Origin of the sequence: Janibacter sp. YB324, from assembly GCF_014217915.1 — a bacterium.
Taxonomy (GTDB): Bacteria; Actinomycetota; Actinomycetes; order Actinomycetales; family Dermatophilaceae; genus Janibacter; species Janibacter indicus.
The window spans coordinates 445209-466061 of the sequence record NZ_CP060120.1; the positions used below are offsets into that span (position 1 = coordinate 445209).

General features: G+C 71.9%; 20 protein-coding genes. 13 read left to right on the plus strand and 7 right to left on the minus strand.

The features are described from left to right. Positions 1-3 precede the first annotated feature (3 nt). On the plus strand, positions 4-321 hold the full coding sequence (locus tag H7A72_RS02220; RefSeq protein WP_084449927.1) for a DUF4229 domain-containing protein: 318 nt from the start codon (positions 4-6) through the stop codon (positions 319-321). A gap of 113 nt (positions 322-434) precedes the next feature. Here H7A72_RS02220 and H7A72_RS02225 read toward each other — a convergent pair whose 3' ends face one another. Together H7A72_RS02225 and menE are read right to left on the minus strand one after the other, a co-directional pair. Next, complete coding sequence (locus H7A72_RS02225) at positions 435-1325, minus strand: 1,4-dihydroxy-2-naphthoate polyprenyltransferase (protein WP_185221493.1); 891 nt, start codon at positions 1323-1325, stop codon at positions 435-437. A gap of 22 nt (positions 1326-1347) precedes the next feature. Further along, on the minus strand, positions 1348-2496 hold the full coding sequence (gene menE, locus H7A72_RS02230; protein WP_370543553.1) for an o-succinylbenzoate--CoA ligase: 1149 nt from the start codon (positions 2494-2496) through the stop codon (positions 1348-1350). A gap of 87 nt (positions 2497-2583) precedes the next feature. Between menE and hsdR the strand changes: the two genes are divergently transcribed. The 5 genes from hsdR to H7A72_RS02255 all read left to right on the plus strand — a co-directional run bounded on the left by hsdR (position 2584) and on the right by H7A72_RS02255 (position 9112). Next, positions 2584-4980, plus strand: a complete 2397-nt coding sequence (hsdR, locus tag H7A72_RS02235) for an EcoAI/FtnUII family type I restriction enzme subunit R (protein WP_185221495.1) — start codon at positions 2584-2586, stop codon at positions 4978-4980. A gap of 49 nt (positions 4981-5029) precedes the next feature. After that, positions 5030-5626, plus strand: a complete 597-nt coding sequence (locus H7A72_RS02240; RefSeq protein WP_072623663.1) for a hypothetical protein — start codon at positions 5030-5032, stop codon at positions 5624-5626. 113 nt (positions 5627-5739) lie between these two features. Beyond that, positions 5740-6480, plus strand: coding sequence for a nucleotidyl transferase AbiEii/AbiGii toxin family protein (locus tag H7A72_RS02245; protein ID WP_185221496.1), 741 nt, complete (start codon positions 5740-5742; stop codon positions 6478-6480). Beyond that, complete coding sequence (locus H7A72_RS02250; protein WP_223277741.1) at positions 6477-7973, plus strand: class I SAM-dependent DNA methyltransferase; 1497 nt, start codon at positions 6477-6479, stop codon at positions 7971-7973. The genes H7A72_RS02245 and H7A72_RS02250 overlap by 4 nt, the downstream gene beginning before the upstream one ends. 11 nt (positions 7974-7984) lie before the next feature. After that, positions 7985-9112, plus strand: a complete 1128-nt coding sequence (locus H7A72_RS02255) for a restriction endonuclease subunit S (protein ID WP_223277877.1) — start codon at positions 7985-7987, stop codon at positions 9110-9112. On the opposite strand, the gene radC is transcribed toward H7A72_RS02255, so the two are convergent. The 4 genes from radC to H7A72_RS02275 are packed head-to-tail and all read right to left on the minus strand — an operon-like array spanning position 9096 to position 12572. Continuing rightward, a complete protein-coding gene (gene radC, locus H7A72_RS02260) occupies positions 9096-9752 on the minus strand; it encodes a DNA repair protein RadC (protein ID WP_223277742.1) in 657 nt (218 codons plus the stop codon). The genes H7A72_RS02255 and radC overlap by 17 nt on opposite strands. Positions 9753-9805: 53 nt before the next feature. Then, a complete protein-coding gene (locus tag H7A72_RS02265; protein WP_200811147.1) occupies positions 9806-10150 on the minus strand; it encodes a DUF3024 domain-containing protein in 345 nt (114 codons plus the stop codon). Next, the gene (locus H7A72_RS02270; protein ID WP_185221498.1) at positions 10150-11106 is read right to left on the minus strand and encodes a 1,4-dihydroxy-2-naphthoyl-CoA synthase; all 957 of its coding nucleotides are present in this window, start codon (positions 11104-11106) and stop codon (positions 10150-10152) included. Before H7A72_RS02270 ends, H7A72_RS02265 begins: the two co-directional genes overlap by 1 nt. A 44-nt stretch (positions 11107-11150) precedes the next feature. Then, positions 11151-12572: a GntP family permease gene (locus tag H7A72_RS02275; RefSeq protein WP_185221499.1), complete on the minus strand. Its 1422-nt coding sequence runs from the start codon at positions 12570-12572 to the stop codon at positions 11151-11153. 92 nt (positions 12573-12664) lie between these two features. Between H7A72_RS02275 and H7A72_RS02280 the strand changes: the two genes are divergently transcribed. The 7 genes from H7A72_RS02280 to menD all read left to right on the plus strand — a co-directional run bounded on the left by H7A72_RS02280 (position 12665) and on the right by menD (position 19555). Continuing rightward, positions 12665-13498 carry an oxidoreductase gene (locus H7A72_RS02280; RefSeq protein WP_072623669.1) on the plus strand — a complete coding sequence of 278 codons (834 nt, stop codon included), beginning with the start codon at positions 12665-12667 and terminating at the stop codon, positions 13496-13498. Positions 13499-13535: 37 nt separating this feature from the next. After that, on the plus strand, positions 13536-14528 hold the full coding sequence (locus H7A72_RS02285; protein WP_185221500.1) for a GTP pyrophosphokinase family protein: 993 nt from the start codon (positions 13536-13538) through the stop codon (positions 14526-14528). Positions 14529-14537: 9 nt separating this feature from the next. Then, a complete protein-coding gene (locus H7A72_RS02290) occupies positions 14538-14945 on the plus strand; it encodes a VOC family protein (RefSeq protein WP_084449934.1) in 408 nt (135 codons plus the stop codon). Further along, positions 14942-15931: an o-succinylbenzoate synthase gene (locus H7A72_RS02295; RefSeq protein WP_185221501.1), complete on the plus strand. Its 990-nt coding sequence runs from the start codon at positions 14942-14944 to the stop codon at positions 15929-15931. Before H7A72_RS02290 ends, H7A72_RS02295 begins: the two co-directional genes overlap by 4 nt. Positions 15932-16020: 89 nt before the next feature. After that, positions 16021-16338, plus strand: a complete 318-nt coding sequence (locus H7A72_RS02300) for a hypothetical protein (protein WP_072623673.1) — start codon at positions 16021-16023, stop codon at positions 16336-16338. Further along, entirely contained in the window at positions 16331-17785 is a 1455-nt protein-coding gene (locus H7A72_RS02305) for a hypothetical protein (protein ID WP_185221502.1), read from the plus strand. The genes H7A72_RS02300 and H7A72_RS02305 overlap by 8 nt, the downstream gene beginning before the upstream one ends. 48 nt (positions 17786-17833) lie before the next feature. Beyond that, on the plus strand, positions 17834-19555 hold the full coding sequence (gene menD / locus H7A72_RS02310) for a 2-succinyl-5-enolpyruvyl-6-hydroxy-3-cyclohexene-1-carboxylic-acid synthase (protein ID WP_084449938.1): 1722 nt from the start codon (positions 17834-17836) through the stop codon (positions 19553-19555). Here the strand turns inward: menD and H7A72_RS02315 are convergent. Continuing rightward, positions 19552-20853, minus strand: a complete 1302-nt coding sequence (locus H7A72_RS02315) for an isochorismate synthase MenF (protein WP_185222263.1) — start codon at positions 20851-20853, stop codon at positions 19552-19554. The genes menD and H7A72_RS02315 overlap by 4 nt on opposite strands.

The following is a 20853-nucleotide window of genomic DNA, read 5'->3' on the forward strand; positions in this document are numbered from 1 at the left end:
TACATGGTCCGCTACACCCTGCTCCGCCTGATGATCTTCTTCGGCTGCCTCGCGGCCCTGTGGCTCGTCGGCCTGCGCGAGCCCACCGAGCTGCCCTGGCTCGTCGTCACCGCGGCGATCGCCTCGATGCTCATCTCGATGGTCGTGCTCAAGCCCTTCCGCGCCGAGATGGTCCAGCAGATCCAGGACCGCCAGGAGGCCAAGGCCCGCGCCCGGGCCGCCCGCCCCGACACCGACGAGGCCGTCGAGGACGGCCGGGGATCGAGCGAGGGCAAGGCCGAGACCGGGTCCGAGGCCGAGGAGCCCGAGACCTTCCGCTGAGGTCGGGACCTCGCTCGCCCCACGATTTCCGGGTCACCCGAGAAACTGCCCCTTGGCAAGAGTTTCAAACTCTTGCCAAGGGGCAGTTTCTCTTGCGGAGTGCCGAAGGGGGGTCAGCGCGCGAGCGGCGCGAAGAGCCAGATCGCCCACATCAGCTCAGCGAAGCCGGTGAGCCCGAGGGCCGGGATGAGTGCCTTGCCGGTCGCGCCGGAGCGCACCGCCTGGATCCCGGGCCAGGCGATGACCAGGCCCAGCAGGCCGATCGGGGCCCACGGGCGCCAGATCGCCATGAGCAGGGTGCACAGGATCGTCACGCCGAAGAGCCCGAGGTAGAGCTGACGGGTGCGCGTGTCACCGAGCCGGACCGCGAGCGTGGTCTTGCCGGTCACCGAGTCGGTGGGGATGTCGCGCAGGTTGTTGGCGACGAGGATCGCGCTGGCGAGGGCGCCGACGCCGATCGCGCCGAGCACACCGACCGCGGTGATCGAGCCGATCTGGGTGTACTGCGTGCCGAGCGTCGCGACGAGCCCGAAGAAGATGAAGACGTAGACCTCGCCGAGGCCGCGGTAGCCGTAGGGGTTGTCGCCGCCGGTGTAGCGCCAGGCCGCGAGGATCGCCAAGGCACCGATGGGGATCATGATCCACGCCTGGCTGAGCGCGACGAGCGCGAACCCGACGAAGGCGGCGATGCCGAAGAAGGTGAAGGCCATGAGCTTGACGTTGGCCGGGTCGGCGAGGCGCTGGCCGACCAGCCGCACCGGACCGACCCGCTCCTCGTCGGTGCCACGGATGCCGTCGCTGTAGTCGTTGGCGTAGTTGACGCCGACCTGCAGGCAGCACGAGACGATCAGGGCCAGCAGTGCCAGGCCGAGGTTGGCCCCCTTCGTCCCCTCCTCGACGTCCCGGTTGGCTGCCGCGGCGGCGGTGCCGACGATGACGGGGGCGAGTGCTGCGGGGAGGGTTCGCGGACGGGCGCCGGCGACCCACTGCTTGATGGTGGCCACGAGAGGCGATCCTACGAGGCGGTCAGCCCCCGAGCAGACGCGCCACGGCGGCACGGTCCGGCTTGCCCGGCCCCCGCATCGGCAGCTCGGGCACGACGAGCACGCGGCGGGGGAGCGCGGCGGACTCGAGGTGAGGCCGCAGCATCTCGCGGATCTCGCCGACCCCGGCGTCGGGGACCGGGCCGACCGGCGGGCCGCCGGGCGAGGTGACCGCGACGAGCGCGACGGCCTGGCCCCACTCGGGGTCGGGGACGCCGACGACGACCGCCTCGGTCACGGCGGGCACGTGGGCGAGGACGGCTTCCTCGACGACGCGGGGTGCGACCTTGAGGCCGCCGGTGTTGATGAGGTCGTCGGCGCGGCCGGTGACGCTCACCCGACCCTTGTCGTCGACGCTGCCGAGGTCGCCGGTGCGGAACCAGCGCTGGCCCCCTTCGCTGCGGAAGGCGCCGGTGTCCGCGCCGAGGTAGCCGTGGGCGACGACCGGGCCACCGATCTCGAGGGCACCGGCGGCGTCGGTGCGCACCGCGACGCCCTGCAACGGCTGGCCGTTGTAGACGCAACCACCGCCGGTCTCGGACATGCCATAGGTGGTCACCACGCGCACGCCCTCCGACCGCGCACGGTCGAGCAGCGCTGCGGGAGTGGCGGCCCCGCCCACGAGGATCGCGTCGAAGCGTCGCAGCGCCTCGAGCCCGAGCGGGTCGTCGACGAGCCGGGCGAGCAGGGTCGGCACGAGCGAGGTGTAGCGCCGCTCGGCGTGCATGCCGGCCGTCGCCTCCACCAGCGCGAAGGGGGTGACCCCCGACGGCTCCAGCGCCACCGGTGTCGTGCCGCCGGCGATGCTGCGCAGCAGCACCTGCAGGCCGGCGATGTGGTGCGGGGGCAGCGCGAGCAGCCACTGGCCGTGCCCGCCGAGCCGCTGCGCGGTCGCCTCGGCGCTCGCGATGAGGTTGGCGGCGGTGAGCAACGAGAGCTTCGGCGTGCCCGTCGAGCCGGAGGTGGCGATGGCGACGGCGAGGTCGGCGGGCAGCTCGCCCTCGGGCAGGCTCGGGGTCTCGCCGGGCGTGTGCGGGTGGATCGGCGCGGTGCCGGTCAGTGCCCGCTCGAGCGCGGGGAGCGCTTCGAGCGCGGCCAGGCCGGCGGGGAGGGGGAGGGGGGTGATCGGCACGGGACTCATCCTCTCCCATCGTCGCTGGCGTGCTCGGCCACCCGAGGTCCTCGGTGGAAATCTTGACTCCGCTCGTAGATTGACCTCATGAGTCAGGGGCCTCTGGAGAGCGAGACGTGTCGGGACGTCGTCGTGCCGGCGCTGCACTCCTCCGGGTGGGACCCGGCGGACATCCGAGAGCAGTACCCGGTCAAGGCGACCAGGAGCCTGCGGCTGGGGCGGCGCAGGCGAGAGCTGGGTGACGGCTTCGTCGACTACGTGCTCGAGGTCGACCAGGTACCCGTGGCTGTGGTCGAGGCCAAGCGCGCCTACCGATCGGCGTCGGACGGCCTGCAGCAGGCGGTGCGGTACGCGCAGCAGCTCGACGTGCCGCTCGCGTACTCCACCAACGGTGCAGAGATCATCGAGCGGGACATGGTCTCGGGCCATGAGCGTCGTGTCGACGGATTTGCTACTCCGCCGGAAGCGTGGTCGAGCTTCGTTCGGCTGCACGACCTCGACCCTGGTGGAGCGGACCTGCAGGCGCGTGGCTTCAACCGGCAGCAGAGGCTGGCCTCAGGAGATGTGCAGGAGCCCCGCTGGTACCAGGCCGTCGCGATCCGCCGGGTGCTCACCGAGATCGCTCGAGGTGAGCGCCGGGTTCTGCTCCTCATGGCCACGGGCACGGGCAAGACCTTCACCGCCATGCAGATCGTGCATCTGGTGCGGGAGCATGCGCGGGTCGTCACCCCCGAGCGCAACTACCGGGTCCTCTACCTCGCAGACCGCGACGCGCTGGTCGCCGATCCCATGGACAAGACCTTCCGGGTGGCCTTCGGTGGGGAGCCGCTCTTCCGGGTGGGGGGCACGGCCAACCTCAATCGCGAGGTCTACTTCGCGACCTATCAGTCCCTGGTGCAGGGTGACGAAGACCGACTCGACGAGTACCGGTCGGACTTCTTCGATCTCGTCATCGTCGACGAGTGCCACCGTGGGAGCGCCTCGGAGAACTCGTCGTGGCGCCGGATCCTCGACCACTTCGGCGGGGCGATCCAGCTCGGCCTGACGGCCACGCCGAAGCAGGACGACACGGTCGACACCTACCGGTACTTCGGCGATCCCGTCTTCACGTACTCGCTGCGGCAGGGCATCGAGGAGGGCTATCTCGCCCCCTACCGCGTGCGACGGGTCACGCTGAGTCCCGATGCTGACGGTTGGGAGCCGACGCCCGGGCAGGTGGACCGCTTCGGCCGCGAGATCCCGCAGGGCGTCTACACCACCCGGGACTTCGAGCGGCTGCTCCGCCTGCTGGCGCGCACGGATCTGGCGGCGGCCTACATCTCCGACCTGCTGCGCGCTGACCCCACGGCCCGGACGATGATCTTCTGCGTCGACGCCCAGCACGCCGACGACATGCGTCAGGCGTTGGTCAACGCCAACCCGGATCTGGTGGCGGCCGACCCGGAGTGGGCAGTACGCATCGTCGGTGTCGAAGGGGAGAAGACCCGCCTCCTGGAGGCCTTCTGCGACCCGCGGCAGGACTCGCCGGTCGTGGCGACGACGTCCCGGCTGCTGTCGACGGGCATCGACGTGCCCGATCTCAAGTACGTCGTGATCTTTCGCGCCGTCGGGTCGATCGTGGAGTTCAAGCAGATCGTGGGGCGTGGCACTCGACTGTGCCCGGACAAGGACAAGACGTCCTTCGAGATCGTCGACTTCGTCGGGGCGACGCGGCACTTCGAGGACCCTGACTTCGATGGTTATCCCGTGCGAATCATCTGCGACCCGCCGCTGGAGGGCGGCGGTAGCGACGAAGGGGGCGATGCCGCCGTGCACGAGCCCGAGCCTCCATTCGTCGTGCACAACCCGGGCGACCCGGACGTTGGAGGTCCGCCGTCGCCCGACCACGACCCTGAGCATCAGGGCAGGCCGACCTTCGTCGTCGACGAGGGGGGCTTCTCGGTGGTCTCCGAGTCGCTCCATGTGGTCGACCACTCCAGCGGAAAGCTGCGGTTGACCGAGTACGGCGAGTTCGTCGCGGGCGTGGTCCGCCGGGTGGCGCCGACGCCCAGCGACCTGGCGCGCCAGTGGTCACGGAGGCCGTCGCGCGATGAAGTGCTGACCCTCCTCGAGGACGAGGGCATCGAGGTCGACGCGCTGCTGCCGGTCGGCGAAGGGGACGTGGATCCGTTCGACTTCCTCGTCCAGCTCGCGTGGGGCCTGCCCTCGCGGACGCGAGCCGAGAGGGCGCGGCGGGTGCGAGAGCGTCACCACGCCGATCTCGAGCGGCGCTCCCAGCTGGCGCGAGAGGTGCTGACGCGCCTGCTCGACGTCTACGCGGAGCGAGGCATCGACGAGGTCTCCTCGCCGGAGCGACTGCGCCTGCCCGAGATCGTCCCCTTGGGGACGGTGCGCGAGATCGCCGGGGCCTTTGGCGACCCGGCGGACATGCATGCTGCGATCGACGAGCTGCAGGAGTGGCTGTACACGGACGAGTCGGCGTGAGCGCAAAACTAAAGATTTCGTTGAGTTTCGTCGGTGATAGGCTGCGTCGGTGCCCGGCTCTCGACAGGATCTGCGTCAGCAGCTGAGCGCGCTCGCCTTCCAGCAGGCTGGCTACTTCACGGCTGCTCAGGCCCTCGAGGTCGGGTACTCCTACCAAGCGCAGAAGTACCACGCCGACCACGGCAACTGGGTGCGTGTGCAGCGGGCCCTTTTCCGGCTCCCGGGGTGGCCCAGCGAGGCGACCGACGCCTACGCCCGTTGGTCGGTCTGGTCCCGTGGGTGCGGGGTGGTGTCCCACGAGTCGGCCCTGACTGCCCACGACCTGTCCGACGTCAACCCCGCCCAGGTCCACCTGACAGTCCCGGCGGACTTCCGTGCGTCCGACAGCGCCGTGGTGCTGCATCGGGGTGAGGTGCCGAGCGATGACATCGAGCAGCGCCCCGGGTGGCGGGTGACCGCGCCCCTGCGCACCCTGATCGACGTCGCCGGATCAGACACTCCGCTCGAGTTCGTCGAGGACGCCGTCGCCGACGCACTCGAGCGCGGGCTGGTGACCCCGAGGCGCCTGACCTCGGGTGCGACGTCCCGCGGCGGACGGGCCGCGGAGCGCCTCCCGGACGTCCTTGCCCGGATCGGGGCCGGGTGACATCGCCACGCGCCCAGGGCCTGGGCGATCGGATTCGAGTCGCTGCCCACGATCGCGCCGAGGACCCGCAGCGTCTGCGCCGTGGGCTGGTCTTCCAGCGACTCCTCGCACGCTTGGCTCCCCATGGCTTGGTCCTCAAAGGTGGGTACTGCTTGGAAGTGCGCCTGGGACAGGTTGCCCGCACCACCCAGGACATCGATCTCGTGGGCTGGCTGGCTCTTGCGTCCGATCCCGATGACCTGCTTGATGCGCTCGAGGGCGCCTTGCGTGGTGACTTCGATGACGGGTTCTCCTTCCGTGCCGCAGCGCCACGCAGGCTGCGTGGCGAAGGGGCGACCAGCCCGGCGTGGCGTGTTCCCGTCGAGGCGCTGGTCGACGGTGCCCACTTCGCTCACATCAAGCTCGACCTCGTCGGTCAGCTCGACGAGGTCGAGGGAGCGACCGAGCTGATCGAGGTCCGCGCCCCGATCGCGGCGCCGGCGTGCGGGGCCGTCGCCGTCACGGCCGTGGACGTCTACCAGCACGCAGCAGAAAAGCTGCATGCCTACTCGCGGCTGTACGCCGGCGACCGCCCGTCCTCCCGAGTCAAGGATCTGGTCGACCTCGTCCTGCTCGTCGATGCGGGACTGCTGGTCGACACCCGGCGTCTCGGCACGCGGTTGGCAGTCGTGTGGAGCGTTCGCGATCGGACCCAGCCGCCGGCGTCGCTCCCTTCGCCACCGCCCACCTGGGCCGACGACATGGCCCGGCTCCTCGGGGGCCATGGGCCGCCCGACCTCTCCCTGTCGGCCGCGCATGATCTGGTGGCCACCCTTTATGCCTCTGCCATCGATGACGAAGGAACCTCCGCGTGACCCCTCCCCGGACCAAGAAGTCCAGCCAGCCGCCGACGACCCGTGCGCGACTCCAGTCGGTGATCAAGGAGTCGCGCAACATCATGCGCAAGGACGCCGGTCTCAACGGTGAGCTCGACCGGTTGCCACAACTGGCGTGGCTGCTCTTCCTGCGGGCCCTCGACGAGGTCGAGGTGGAGCGCCAGATGAAGGACCCCGAATACGTCCCGGCAGTGGTGGGCCGGTACCGGTGGTGCGAGTGGACGCAGGGAGACCTGACCGGACCGGCCCTGCTCACCTTCGTCGACGAGCAGCTGCTTCCGCATCTGCGCGAGCTGCGGGGTTCGGGCCGCGCCGGTGACCCCAAGGACACCGTGGCGCAGATCTTCCAGTACATCGCCAACCGGATGCACAGCGGGTACCTGCTGGCAGATCTCGTCGCCCAGCTCGACAAGATCGACTTCGCCAACGCGGACGACATCCACACCATGGCCCACCTCTACGAGTCGATGCTCAAGGAGATGCGGGATGCCGCCGGTGATTCGGGCGAGTTCTACACGCCGCGCCCGCTCGTGCGCTTCATGACCGAGATGGTCGACCCGCAACCGGGCGAGGTGGTCTTGGACCCGGCCATGGGCACCGGGGGGTTCCTCGTGGAGGCCTTCGACCACATGAGCCGGCAGGCAACCACCACCCGTCAGCTCGAGGCAGTCCAGGAGGGGATCCGCGGCACGGAGAAGAAGTCGATGCCGTACCTGCTCGCGCAGATGAACTTCCTGCTTCACGGCATCGACCGCCCTTCGGTCGTGCAGACCAATGCCCTGGACGTCACCATCGCCGAGATGCGCAACGACGGGGTGGACGTCGTCCTCACCAACCCGCCCTTCGGTGGGGAGGAGGAAAAGGGGGTTCAGGGCAATTTCCCGAGCGGGCTCCGGACGGCCGAGACGGTGTGGCTCTTCCTGCAGGCCGTCCTGGCGCGCCTGGACACGAAGAAGGGGCGGTGCGCCATCGTCGTGCCGAACTCGGTGCTCTTCGACCAGGGCATCGGCGCCCGGGTGAAGAAGGCGCTGATGAAGGACTACAACCTCCACACCGTGCTGCGCCTGCCAAACGGCGTGTTCGCGCCATACACGCTCATCCCGAGCAATGTGCTCTTCTTCGACCGCGGGACGCAGCAGGACCACGTCTGGTTCTACGAGCACCCGTTGCCCGAGGGGCGCAAGAACTACACGAAGACCAAGCCGCTTGCGTACGACGAGTTCGCTGACTGCGCCGCGTGGTGGGGCGGGCGCGAGCGAGAGGGACGAAGGGAGACCGAGCGGGCCTGGCAGGTGCCCGTGGCCGAGATCGTCGAGTCCGGCTACAACCTCGACCTGCGCAACCCGAACCGGCCCGATGACCTGACGCACCGTCCACCCGCCGAGCTGATCGCCGAGCTCATCGAGACTGAGCGCGAGATGCTCACCCTGCTCGAGCAGCTGGAGCAGGAGATCAAGGACTTCGCGCAGTGAGTGTTGAGTGGGTGCGCGTAGGCGACGTGCTGGAGCTGCAGCGGACACCGATCGAGGTGGCGCTGACGGAGTCGTACAAGCGTATTGGCATCTATTCGTGGGGCCGGGGGATTCTTCACCGCCCAGAAGTCGCCGGCACCGAGATGGGCAGCCTTCGGTACTTCACCTTCCCTGTGGGGTCGCTGATGCTCAGCAACATCCAAGCGTGGGAAGCCGCCGTTGCAGTGACGTCCGAGGCCGAGGCGAACTACGTCGCTTCCAACAGATTCCTTCCCTACGTGCCCACGACAGATCGAGTCGATGTCCGGTACTTGTCTCACTACTTCGTCAGCGACCGAGGCCTCGAACAGCTGCGATATGCGAGTCCCGGCACGCAGGTGCGGAACCGGACGCTCGGCAAGAAGCTCTTCGAGAACCTGACGATCCCCCTCCCGCCCATCGACGAGCAACGCCGCATCGCCGCCCACCTGGACTGGGTCCAGTCGATCAGCAGGTCGATGGAGTCGCATGCGGGCAAGTTTCCTATGACCGTCCTTCCCCGAGCGTCAGCGGCGGCCATTATCGCTGCGGAATTGCCCATGACGACCGTCGGCGAGTTGGCCTCCGTGGCCCCCGAGACGGTCCACCCCGGTGATCCATTGCAAGGAGCTGCTGAATTCGTTGGTCTGGAGCATGTTCACTCGCATTCCGGAATCCGGCATGGTTCGCGCGCCATTGGCGAGGAGTCGGGCCGGAAGTTTCTGTTCCGCCCGGGTCAGCTGACCTATGGATACCTTCGTCCATACCTCAACAAGGTGTGGGTCGCAGACCGGATTGGGCTGTGCTCGGTGGAGCAATTCGTGTTGGATCCAGTGGATGGCGTCGACCCGGACCTCTTGGGGCATCTTCTGCGCAGCGCTCATGTACTGGATCAGTCTGTGGCGGCAACCAACCAACTCCACCTGCCGAGACTCAGCTTGAAGACACTGCTCGCGATGCAAGTGCCCGATGTTCGACGCGCTCCGCGGAGCCTTGTCGGTCGTCTCGATGCCCTCAGGGACCGGTTCGTGCGAGCTCACGAGTTGTCCAACGAGATGACTGCATTGAAGAAGGGGCTACTCCCCGCCGCCCGCAACGAGATCTTCACCGCGATGCGGTGACGCTGCACCACCGATCTCCCGCGACGATGACGTGGTCGAGGAAGCGCAGGCCGACCTCGCCGCACGCGAGACGCAGTCGCCGCGTGACGGCGACGTCCTCGGCGCTGGGCTCGGTCCCGCCACCGGGATGATTGTGTGCCACGGCGACCGACACGGCGTCGTGACGCAAGGCGATCGACAGCACTTCGCGGACCGGTACCAGGCTGCTGGTGGCACCACCGCTCGCGACGGTCTCGATGCGACGGACCCGGTTACGACCGTCGAGCAGCACCAGCAGCACCCGTTCGGTCCGCGCTCGGCCGATCCGGGTCGCCGCGATCGTGGCGATGTCTGCCGAGGTGGTCACCGCCGCGCCTTCGTGAGAGGTGATCCGATCGGCCAAGGCGAAGGCCGCCACGAGTCGGCAGGCCTTGGCGGGTCCTACGCCGGGCGTCCGTGACAGCTCGTCGACGTCTGCCCGCGCCAGCCCGCCGACGCCGCCCCACTCGGTCAGCAGCGACCGAGCCAGGGCCATCACCCCTTCGCCCTGCCGCCCCGTGCCGAGGTGGACCGCGACGAGCTCCGCATCCGACAGCGCGCCCGCCCCGAGTGCCATGAGCCGCTCGCGCGGTTGGTCGGAGGTCAGGCGGTCATCGGGCACCCGTCGACGCTAGAGCAGTCGGCGACGACGCGCCCCGCGCCATCCACAGGGCCTCAGCCCCAGAAGATGCTGGTGGGGTCCTCGTCGATCTCGGCCAACAGCTCGGCTGCCGAGCCGCTGAAGACCGTGCCCTCGCGGTACTCGTGCCAGCGACTGTTGCGATCAGGCCAGTGCAGCGTCCACCGCCGCTCTTCGGGGACGTACCGCAGCTGAGCCAGGGGTTGGTGGGTCCAGTCCCCTTCGCCGTCCCAGGGAGCGCGCGTCTCGCAGATGGTGACGTGGCGGCCCCGCACGTGGTGCTCGGCCCGGACCTCGTCGGCGAACCGCACCGGCCACTTCTCCCCGCAGTACGCCGCGATCCGGCGCAGGTCGGTCTCGGGCAGCAGTACTCCGCCCATCAGAAGTGCCAGGGGAAGGGCGACCAGTCCGGGTCACGCTTCTCGAGGAACTGGTCGCGGCCCTCAACCGCCTCGTCGGTCATGTACGCCAGGCGGGTCGCCTCGCCCGCGAAGACCTGCTGGCCCATGAGGCCGTCGTCGGTGAGGTTGAAGGCGAACTTGAGCATCCGGATCGCGGTGGGGGACTTGGCCATGATCTCGCGGGCCATCTGCAGCGCCTGGGTCTCGAGCTCGGCGTGCTCGACGACGGCGTTGACCGCGCCCATCTCGTACATCTCCTGGCCGGTGTAGGCGCGACCGAGGAAGAAGATCTCGCGAGCGCGCTTCTGCCCCACCATCTTTGCGAGGTAGGCGCTGCCGTAGCCGCCGTCGAAGGAGCCGACGTCGGCGTCGGTCTGCTTGAAGCGGGCGTGCTGGCTGGCGAGGGTCATGTCGCACACGACGTGCAGCGAGTGCCCGCCGCCGGCGGCCCAGCCGCCGACCAGTGCGATGACGACCTTGGGCATGGTGCGGATGAGGCGCTGGACCTCGAGGATGTGGAGGCGCCCCCCTTCGGCCTTGACCCGACGCTCGTCGATGCCGGCCGCGGAGTCGTCGCCACCGGGGTCGGCGGCGTACTGGTAGCCCGAGCGGCCGCGGATGCGCTGGTCGCCGCCGGTGCAGAAGGCCCAGCCCTCGGTCGTCGCGCTGCTGCCCTCGCGCGGGGTCGGGCCGTTGCCCGTGAGCAGGACGACGCCGACGTCGGGGGTGCGGCGGGCGTGGTCGAGGGTGCGGTAGAGCTCGTCTACGGTGTGCGGCCGGAAGGCGTTGAGGATCTCCGGACGGTCGAAGGCGATGCGCACGCAGCCGACGTCCTTGGCGCGGTGGTAGGTCAGGTCGGTGAGGTCCTCGAAGCCGGGGACCACCTCCCAGGCCTGCGGGTCGAAGGTCTCGCTGACGTTGTCCAGTGCGCTCACGGGGGCGAGCCTAACCACCGCGAGGACGAAGGGGGCCGCCCCCGTCAGGCGACGAGGCTGACGAGCAGGACCATCGGCAGCGAGACGACGGCGCCGAGCGAGGTCGCCAGGGTGAGCGTCTTGAGCGCGCCCTTGGTCGACAGGCCGAGCAGGCTCTTGAACATCCAGAAGAAGTTGCTGTTGACGTGCAGGGCAAACATCGCGCCCGAGGCGATGGCGAGCGCGACGACGACCGGCGCGACGCCGGTCGAGGCGACGACCGGGCCGATGATGCCCGAGGCGGTGATCGCCCCCACCGACACCGAGCCGATGGCGAAGTGCAGCAGGGCCGCGATGAACCACGCGAGCAGCACGGTGATGAGCACCGGTGCGCCGGCGTCGGCGGAGAAGAGGCCCTCGAGCGTCTTGTCGAGGCCGGTCTCGGTGATGACCGCGCCGAGCGAGCCGCCGATGCCGGTGATGAGCAGGATCTCGCCGGTCGTGCGGAAGCCGCCCGAGAGGGCGTGCTCGGTGCCGTCGGAGCCGAGCGTCGAGCGGCCGATGACGAAGGCGATGAGCAGGCCGATGAAGAGCGCGATGTTGGCATCGCCGACGAAGGCGATGGCCGCATTGCTCGCATCGAAAAGGTCCATGAAGGCGCCGAAGGCGATGAGCACGAGCGGCACGAGGATCGGGGTGAGGCGCAGCAGCAGCGGCAGACGAAGCGCCCGCTCGGGCACGGCGTCCGGGTCGTCCAGGTCGGCGTCGGCGGAGCTGCCCGTGCCCTCGTGCCCGAGGTCCCCGCGGGCGAGGTAGGCGGCGTGCCCCGGGTTGTCGGGGTGCTCCTCCTCGTCGGGGTCGACGTCGGTGCGCTCGTCCCAGAAGCGGGTCTGCAGCAGCAGGCGGAAGAGGAAGGTGGTGAGCAGCGCGGTGGCGATGCCGATCGGCGCACCGAAGATCAGGTACTCGCCGAGCGGGAGCTTCAGCTGCCCGGCGACGGCGACCGCAGCCAGACCCGGCACGACGAAGACGTAGCCGGCGAAGATGCCGATGCCGATGGCGCCGGCGAGCCACGGCAGGCCCTTGCGGCGGTCGACGACCGGTGCCGCCTGGCGGGCCATCGGAGAGGCGAGGACGACCTGCACGTCGACGTAGATCGAGGGGAAGATCGCCGACAGGGCGGCGGTCATCGCATAGGGGAGCTTGCGGCCGACCCGGCGAGCGATGATCTCCACGAGCGCCCGGAAGGTGCCCGTCGCCTGCAGGAGCGAGCCGATGAGCACGCCGAAGCCGATGAGCAGACCGACCTCGCCCATGATCTCGCCGAAGCCGGTCGTGATCGCCGCGACGGTGTCGGCCGGCCCCACCCCCGCCGACAGGCCGAGGAAGACCGACGAGATGATCAGCGAGATCACCGGGTCGACCTTGAAGCGGAGGATGAGCACGATCGCCAGGGCGATCGCGGCGAGCGTCAGTGCGATGTCCACGGCAGTCGACCCTACGCGTCCGTGAGCACGGTCACACCTCCGGTCCACGACCCGAGGTGGCGCCGTCGACCCCCTTCGCGTCTGATGGAGCCATGACCGAATCCCACGTCGCCCTGGTCACCGGTGCCTCCTCGGGCATCGGCGAGGCCGCCGCCGTCGCCCTCGCCGAGGCGGGGTGGACCGTCGTCGGGGCCGCCCGTCGCCTCGAGCGCCTCGAGTCCCTCCGCACGAAGGGGGTGACCCCGCACGTCGTCGACGTGAGCGACGACGACTCGATGGTGACCCTCGTCGACGATGTCATCGCCGAGCACGGCCGCATCGACGTCCTCGTCAACAATGCCGGCTACTCGGTCTTCGGTGCGGTCGAGGACGTCCCGGTCGAGGTGGCCCGGCGCCAGCTCGAGGTCAACGTGCTCGGGCTGTCGCGGATGAGCCAGCTCGTGCTGCCGCACATGCGCGCTGCCGGCGCCGGACGGATCATCAACATCGCGTCCGTCGCCGGCCACGTCAGCGAGCCGCTCGGCGGCTGGTACCACGCGAGCAAGTACGCGGTCGAGGCCCTCAGCGACGCGATGCGGATGGAGCTGGCGCCGCACGGCGTGCGTGTGGCGATCATCGAGCCGGGGGCGATCCGCACCGAGTTCGGCGACATCGCGGCGGACTCGCTCGCCGAGTACTCCGGATCGGGCGCCTACGCCGCCCAGGCGCGTCGGATGGCCCGGGCGCACGAGAGGATGTTCGGCGCCGACGCGGCGGACGTCGACGTCGTCGTCGACGCGATCGTCCACGCGGCGACGGCGCGCCGCCCGCGCAGCCGCTACCAGGTGCCCGCCTCCGCCCGGGCGATGGTCGCGGCGACCAAGGTCGTGCCCAGCCCGGTGATGGACGCGGTGATGGGGCGCATGTTCGGCACGCACCGTCGCTGACGTCGCGCGCGGGCCCGACTGAGGCAGGCTGTCCCCCATGGCGACCACGCAGTCGACCCGGGTGCGCCGGGCAGTCCAGCGGTACGCCGCGAGCTTCGACGAGCTGCGCGGCGTCACCGACGCCTACGTCACGCTCGTCACCCGGCTGCTCGACGACGCCGGTATCAACTACCTGACCGTCACCGGTCGGACGAAGTCGGTCGAGTCCTTCGCCGGCAAGGCCGCCCGCCGCCTGCCGGGTGGTCGGATGGCCCACCCCAAGCCGCTCACCGACATCACCGACCAGGTCGGGGTGCGGGTCGTCACCTATGTCCTCGCCGACGTCGACGCGGTCGCGCAGCTGCTCTCCTCGCAGCTCGAGGTCCACGAGGACCGCGACATGGGCCAGGAGACGGCGGCGGCCGGACGCTTCGGCTACTCCAGCCGGCACCTGCTCGTGGGGCTGGGCGAGGACCGGGACGAGCCGGGCATCCCGCCCGCGCGGCCGGCGTCGGTGCAGATCCGCACCGTGCTCCAGCACGCGTGGGCCGAGTTCGAGCACGACGTGCGCTACAAGGGCTCGGTCTCGGCCGAGCACGCCCCCGACTTCGACCGTCGCTTCACCCTCGCCGCCGGCCTGCTCGAGCTGGCCGACCAGCAGTTCTCCGCGATCCGTGACCGCCACCGCGACGAGCTGACCTCGCCGGCCGACGGCGACGACGACGACCCGCGGATCAGCCCGACCGACCTCGCGGCCTTCCTCGCCGGGCAGTTCACCGATGCCGGCTGGTCGCGCACCGACCACTACGCGTGGATCAGCGGCCTGCTCCTCGAGCTCGGCATCAGCTCGCTGTCCGAGCTGCGCGAGGTGCTGCGCGAGGTCGACGTCCCCGCCATCGACCACCACATGGGCTACCGCTACCCGCCCGGTGCGGTGCGCCGCCTCGACGACGCCCTGCTGTCGGTCTACGGCGAGCGCTACATCGCGCTCCACGGCAATGCCCACCGGCTCGCCCTCCTGCGCGCCCGGCTGGCTCGCCTCGCGGACTAACGTCGGGGCATGGCCCTGCACCTGTACTCCTTGACCGTCGACGCCCGGGACCACCGGGCCCTGGCCCGGTGGTGGGCCGACGTCCTCGGGTGGCGGATCGGCTACGAGGACGAGCACGAGTGCGAGGTGCTCCCGCCGGAGGCGAGCCCCGACCCCGTCGACGAGACGGCCACCTGGTTGGCCCGTCGCACGATGCTCAGCTTCGTCCCGGTGCCCGAGGGCAAGAGCGTCAAGAACCGGCTGCACATCGACCTCGCCCCGCACATCGGCCAGGACCGCGACGCGGAGATCGAGGCGCTCCTGGCGAAGGGAGCGACCCGCGCCGCCGTCGGTCAGGACGACGACGAGGTGACGTGGACCGTGCTCGCCGACCCGGAGGGCAACGAGTTCTGCGTGCTCTCCAGCCGCGACCGATGACCGTGGCCGTCACCGTCGACGAGCTGCTCGACGGGCTGCACGTCGTCGTCCTGCCCCTCGCCACCCGCTTTCGCGGGGTGGCCGAGCGCGAGGTCGCCCTCGTGGAGGGACCGGCCGGCTGGGGGGAGTTCGCCCCCTTCGTCGAGTACGCCCCGCCCGAGGCCGCCCGGTGGCTCGACGCCACGATCGAGGCGGCGTGGGCCGGGTGGCCGACCCCGCTGCGGACCGAGGTGCCGGTCAACGCCACGGTCCCCGCGGTGGCTGCCGAGCAGGTGGTCGGGGTGCTCGCCCGCTACGACGGCTGCACGACCGCCAAGGTCAAGGTCGCCGAGCGCGGGCAGGCGCTCGCCGACGACCTCGACCGGGTCGCGGCCGTCCGCGACGTCATGGGTCCCGACGCCCGGGTGCGCGTCGACGCCAACGGCGGCTGGTCGCTCACCGAGGCCGTCGACGCGGTGGCGGCGCTCGCCCCCTTCGGTCTGGAGTACGTCGAGCAGCCGTGCGCCGACGTCCGCGACCTCGCCCGGCTGCGGGTCGAGCTGGCCCGCCGTGGGCTGGCGGTGCCGGTCGCGGCCGACGAGTCGATCCGCAAGGCGGAGGACCCCCTCGAGGTCGCCCGGCTCGGCGCCGCCGACGTCGTCGTCGTCAAGGTCGCGCCGCTCGGCGGGGTCCGCTCCGCCCTGCGCATCGTCGAGGACTGCGGGCTGCCCGCGGTCGTCTCCTCGGCCATCGACTCCAGCATCGGGCTGCGCGCGGGCGTCGCCCTCGCCGCGGCCCTCCCACGGCTCGAGCACGCCTGCGGACTGGGCACCGGCGCCCTGCTCACGGCCGACGTCACCGCCGACCCGATGGTGCCGGTCTCCGGTGCGCTGGGGGTGCGTGACGTCGTCGTCGACCCCGACCGGCTGGCGGCGCACGCGGCGCCTCCGGAGCGGGTGGCGTGGTGGCGCGAGAGGGTCCGGGCCACGCACGCAGCGCGGGGCTGACGGTCCACACACCCGGTGGCCTGGGTCCCACGGTCCACAGCCACGACGAAGGGGGCCCCTCCCGCCCCGTCAGCCGGTTGGCTTCGGGCATGGAGATCTCGACCCTCACCCCCGTCGACCTGACCGACGTCGCGGCCCGTCTCGAGCGGGCGGCGGGGCGTGTCGACGTGTGCGCCACCCAGGCGCGCGTCGCCACGTCGACGACCTGGCGCGGCGAGGCGGCCACGCTGCACCGCGACCGGGTCGGCGAGCACGCGAGCGACCTGCAGGCGCTCGCTCGCCGCCTGCGTGAGGCAGCGGGTCTGGTCCGCGATCTCGAGGCGGCCGCGCGACGGCGGCTCGACCTGCTCGGCGACGTCGACATCACCGTCGGTGACTGGCCGGTCGGGGCGATCGGTCGTGGCTGAGATCCGGGTCCGCGGTGGCGTGGGGGGACTGTCGGTGGCGCTCGACGAGCTCGAGGCCGCGGCCGACGGGCTGGGTCGGGTCGCGACGGAGGTCGGTGAGGTCGCCGTCGCCGTGGGCCTCGTCGGACTCGACCCGAGACTGCAGCTCGCGGCGCTCACGGCGCCGCTGGAGTACCTCGCCGTGCAGCGCGCCGTCCTGACCTGCGTCGGGCCCACCGGAGCCGCGGGTCTGGCGGTCGACGTCGCCGCCACGGGTGTGGCGACACGGGCCGCGGTCCGGGCCTACCGCGAGGGCGAGCAGGCCGTCGAGGCCCTCGCCGACGGCGTCGCGACCGAGGTGGGTCGCTGGGTCGGCCGGTCCGTCGCGCCGACCGTCCTCGGGGCCGCGGTTGCCGTCGCGCCCGTGGCGGCCGTCGTGCTGTCGACCCCCGCCGGGCGCGACGCGGCCGTCGCGATCGGCCTCGGGCTGGGGCAGGAGGTCGACGAGATCCTCTTCGACCACCCGTGGCTCGTCCCGGCAGCCGCCGACGGTCTCGACGGACTGCTCATCGGTCTCGGCGAGGGCCTGCCCGCGCTCGGCGTGCTGCTCGCGTGGCGCAGCGGTGCCGCGGGGGTGCCCTACCCGCCGCGCGACCAGCGCGACGCGCTGGGTGTCGTGCTCGCCGCCTCCCGTGGCATCGCCCTCGACGAGTCGGGCCGGTCGGTCACCGTGAGCGCACGGCCGTCGGCCGCGGGCCGGCCGCCCACCGGTGTCGCCGACCTGGTCTCCAACCACGGTCCGACCTCGGGTGGCCGACGCGTGCGGGTCACCGGTATCCAGGGGCCCGACGGCAGCTGGAGCTGGGTCGTCGACGTCCCGGGCACGCAGACCTTCGACCCCCGGGCGGGCGACAACCCGTGGGACATGACGAGCAATGCGCTGCTCGTCGCCGGCCGGCGCCCGCTCATCATGCAGGCGGTCGCCCGTGCCCTCGACGACGCCCGGCGCCGCGCGGGCGACACGAGCAGCGCGAGCCGGGTGATGCTCACCGGGCACAGCCAGGGCGGGCTCACGGCGGCGGCGCTCGCCGCCGACCCGACCTTCCGCTCCCTCCACCGGGTCACCCACGTCGTCACCTCGGGGGCGCCCGTCGCGGCGCTCACCGTGCCCGAGGGGGTCAGCGTGCTCAGCCTCGAGCACGACGAGGACCTCGTGCCCGGTCTCGAGGGCGATGACAACCCCGACCGCCGCGACTGGGTCACCGTCGAGAGGTCGCTCGCCGACGACCTCGGAGCCGACGCTCGGTCGTCGCAGGCGCACGACAACGCGGCCTACGTCGACACGGCCCGACAGGTCGACGCGAGCGACGACCCGTCGGTGCAGGCCTGGCGTGACGGGGCGGCCCCCTTCGTCGGGTCGCCACTGGCCACGACGGTCACCACCGACTACGACGTCGTGCGCCGATGAGCGCCGTCGTCGTCGGGCCCGGCGGGCTCCAGTGGCAGGATCGGGCGCGTGAACCCCTCGACCGCCGGTGCCCGCGTGCTCCTCGACGAGCTCGTCCGCCTCGGGGTGCGCGAGCTCGTCCTGTGCCCGGGGTCCCGCTCGGCGCCGCTGGCCTACGCCGCCCACGACCTCGACGCCGCCGGGCGGCTGCGGCTGCACGTGCGGGTCGACGAGCGCAGCGCGGCCTTCCTCGCGCTCGGCCTGGCCAAGACCTCGCGCCGCCCCGCAGCCGTCGTCACGACGAGCGGAACCGCGGTCGCCAACCTCCACCCGGCCGTCCTCGAGGCGCACCACGGTGCCGTCCCGCTGCTGCTGCTCACGGCCGACCGCCCGCCCGAGCTGCGCGGTGTCGGGGCCAACCAGGCGACCGTCCAGCCAGGGGTCTTCGGTGACACGGTGCGCCTCGCTCTCGAGCTCGAGACGCCCGCGGACCCCGACCGGCAGGCGCCGGCGTGGCGCACGGCAGCCGCCCGGGCCGTCGCCGCCGCCACCGGGGCGCTCGGCGGTGCGGGCACGGCCGGGCCGGTCCACCTCGACCTGCCCTACCGCGACCCGCTCGCGCCCGGTGCTCTCGCCGTCGCCCCGCACCCGGCGCTCGCGGGCCGCCCCGACGACGCGCCGTGGGTCACGCTGGCCGCGCCCCCGGCGGTCCTCGACGGACCCGGGGCCCCGCTCGTGCACGACGCCCGCACCCTCGTCGTGGTCGGGGAGCTACCGACCGTCGAGCACCGGGCAGCGGCCCTGGCGTGGGCCGACCACCACGGAGCCCCCGTCATCGCCGAGCCGGGCCCCGGCACGGGCCGACTGGTGCTCCCACACGGTGACCGGCTGCTCGCCGCGACCGACTGGGTGGGCGAGCACCTCCCTTCGCGCGTCGTCGTCGTCGGCCGTCCCACCCTCGGCCGGGCCGTCCCCGCGCTGACCCGCACCCCCGGTCTGCGGGTCGAGGTCGTCACGAGCGGCGAGCCCGGCGCCGGCGGGTGGGCCGACGCCACCCACGCGGCTGCGGCCGTCCATCCCCTCGCGGCGCTGCGGACCGACGGCGAGGGCCAGGAGCCGACCCCCTTCGCCCGCGAGTGGCTGGCGGCCGGCGAGGCCGTCGCCGCTGCGCTCGCGCCGACCGGCGACGACCTCGACGGGCCCGCCGTGGCCCGCGCCATACACGAGGCGGTGCCCGACGGGGCGGCGCTCTTCCTCGGGAGCAGCAGCGTGGCCCGCGACCTCGGCCACGGGGTCGCGCGCGTGCGCGACGCGGTCGAGGTGGTCACCAGCCGCGGCCTCGCCGGCATCGACGGCTGCGTCTCGACCGCCGCCGGCCTGGCGCTCTCCCGCAGCGGCCCGACGGTGGCCGTGCTCGGTGACCTGACCTTCCTCCACGACGCCAACGGCCTGCTCGTCGGCCCCGACGAACCACGCCCGGACCTGACAGTCGTCGTCGTCGACGACGACGGGGGGAGCATCTTCACCACGCTCGAGTACGGCGCCGACGAGCTCGCCGGACCCATGCGCCGGCTCTTCACGACGCCGACCGGCACCGACATCGAGGTGCTCTGCGCCGCCCACGGGGTACCGGCGACCACGGCGACGTCGGTGGAGCAGCTCACCGCGCTCGTCGCGCGCCCGAGCGAGGGGATCCGGGTCGTGCGGGTGCCGGTCGACGGGGCCGCGCGCCGCGAGGCGGGGCGGCTGGCCCGCGAGACGGTCGTGGCGGCGCTGGGCGGGCGGGACTAACCGCCCAGGGCGGTGCGCATCGGCAGCAGCTTGGCCACCGACTCGGCGACCTCGTCGGCGGCGACCGAGCCGGCGACGATGCCGCAGCCGGCGTAGAGCCGCAGCGAGCCGGCGCTCTCGTAGGCGCCGCAGCGCAGGGCGATGCCCCACTCGCCGTCGCCAGAGGCGTCCATCCAGCCCACGGGGCCGGCGTAGCGGCCCCGGTCCATCTGCTCGAGCTCGCCGATGACGTCGTCGGCGAGGAGGGTGGGCGTGCCGCACACGGCGGCGCTCGGGTGGAGCGACGCGGCCAGCGCGAGCGACGTGGAGTCGTCGTCGACGACGCCCGCGACATCGGTCGCCAGGTGCATGACGTTGTTGAGGTGCAGGACGAAGGGGGAGTCCGGCACGTTGATCGACGAGGTGTGCGCGGCGAGGGCGTCGGCGACCGAACGCACGGCGTACTCGTGCTCCTCGAGGTCCTTGCTGCTGCGGGCGAGGGACCCGGCGAGGGCCAGGTCGTGGCTGTCGTCGCCGGTGCGCCGGATCGTGCCGGCGAGCACCCGCGAGGTCACGAGGCCCCGCTCGAGGCGCACGAGCATCTCGGGGGTGGCGCCGACGAGACCGTCGACGGCGAAGACCCACGTCGTGTCGTAGTCGTCGGCCAGCCGGGCGAGCACCCAGCGCGGGTCGATGCGCCGGGTGGCGGTGGCGCGCACGGACCGGGCGAGCACGACCTTGTCGAGGTCGCCGGCGTTGATCCGGGAGACCGCCTCGTCGACGGCTTCGGCCCAGCGGTCGGCGGCCAGGTCGAGGTCGGCGAACTCGACCGCACCAGGTCCCTGCGGCGCGGGCTGCCGGTCGAGCGGCTCGTCGGCGGCGGGGACGGTCGCGTCGGTCGTGATCGTCGTGACCCAGGCCAGGTCGCCGCGGCGGCCGACGACGACCTCGGGGACGACGAGGACGGACTCGGTGCCCGAGCGACGCGAGTAGGCCATCGAGCCGAAGGCGATCGGTCCGGTGCCCGGCTCGTCGACGTCGTCGCGGACGATCGCCTCCGCCGTCACCTGGCGCCACCACTCCTGGGCCTGCTCGAAGCGCTCCGGCCCGCTCGCGGTGAAGGTGGCCACCCGGCCCCAGCCGACGAAGCCCTCGCCCTTGCGCACCCACGAGACGACGTCGCCGGCGTCCTCGGGCTCAGGGAGGAGCGAGAGCAGGTCCGCGACGCGTGCCGTGGGGACGGCGATGGTGCGGACGACGAGAGCGGGGTGGGGGACGCCGCGCGGGGTGGAGGCGTCGGCGGGCGAAGGGGAAGACAT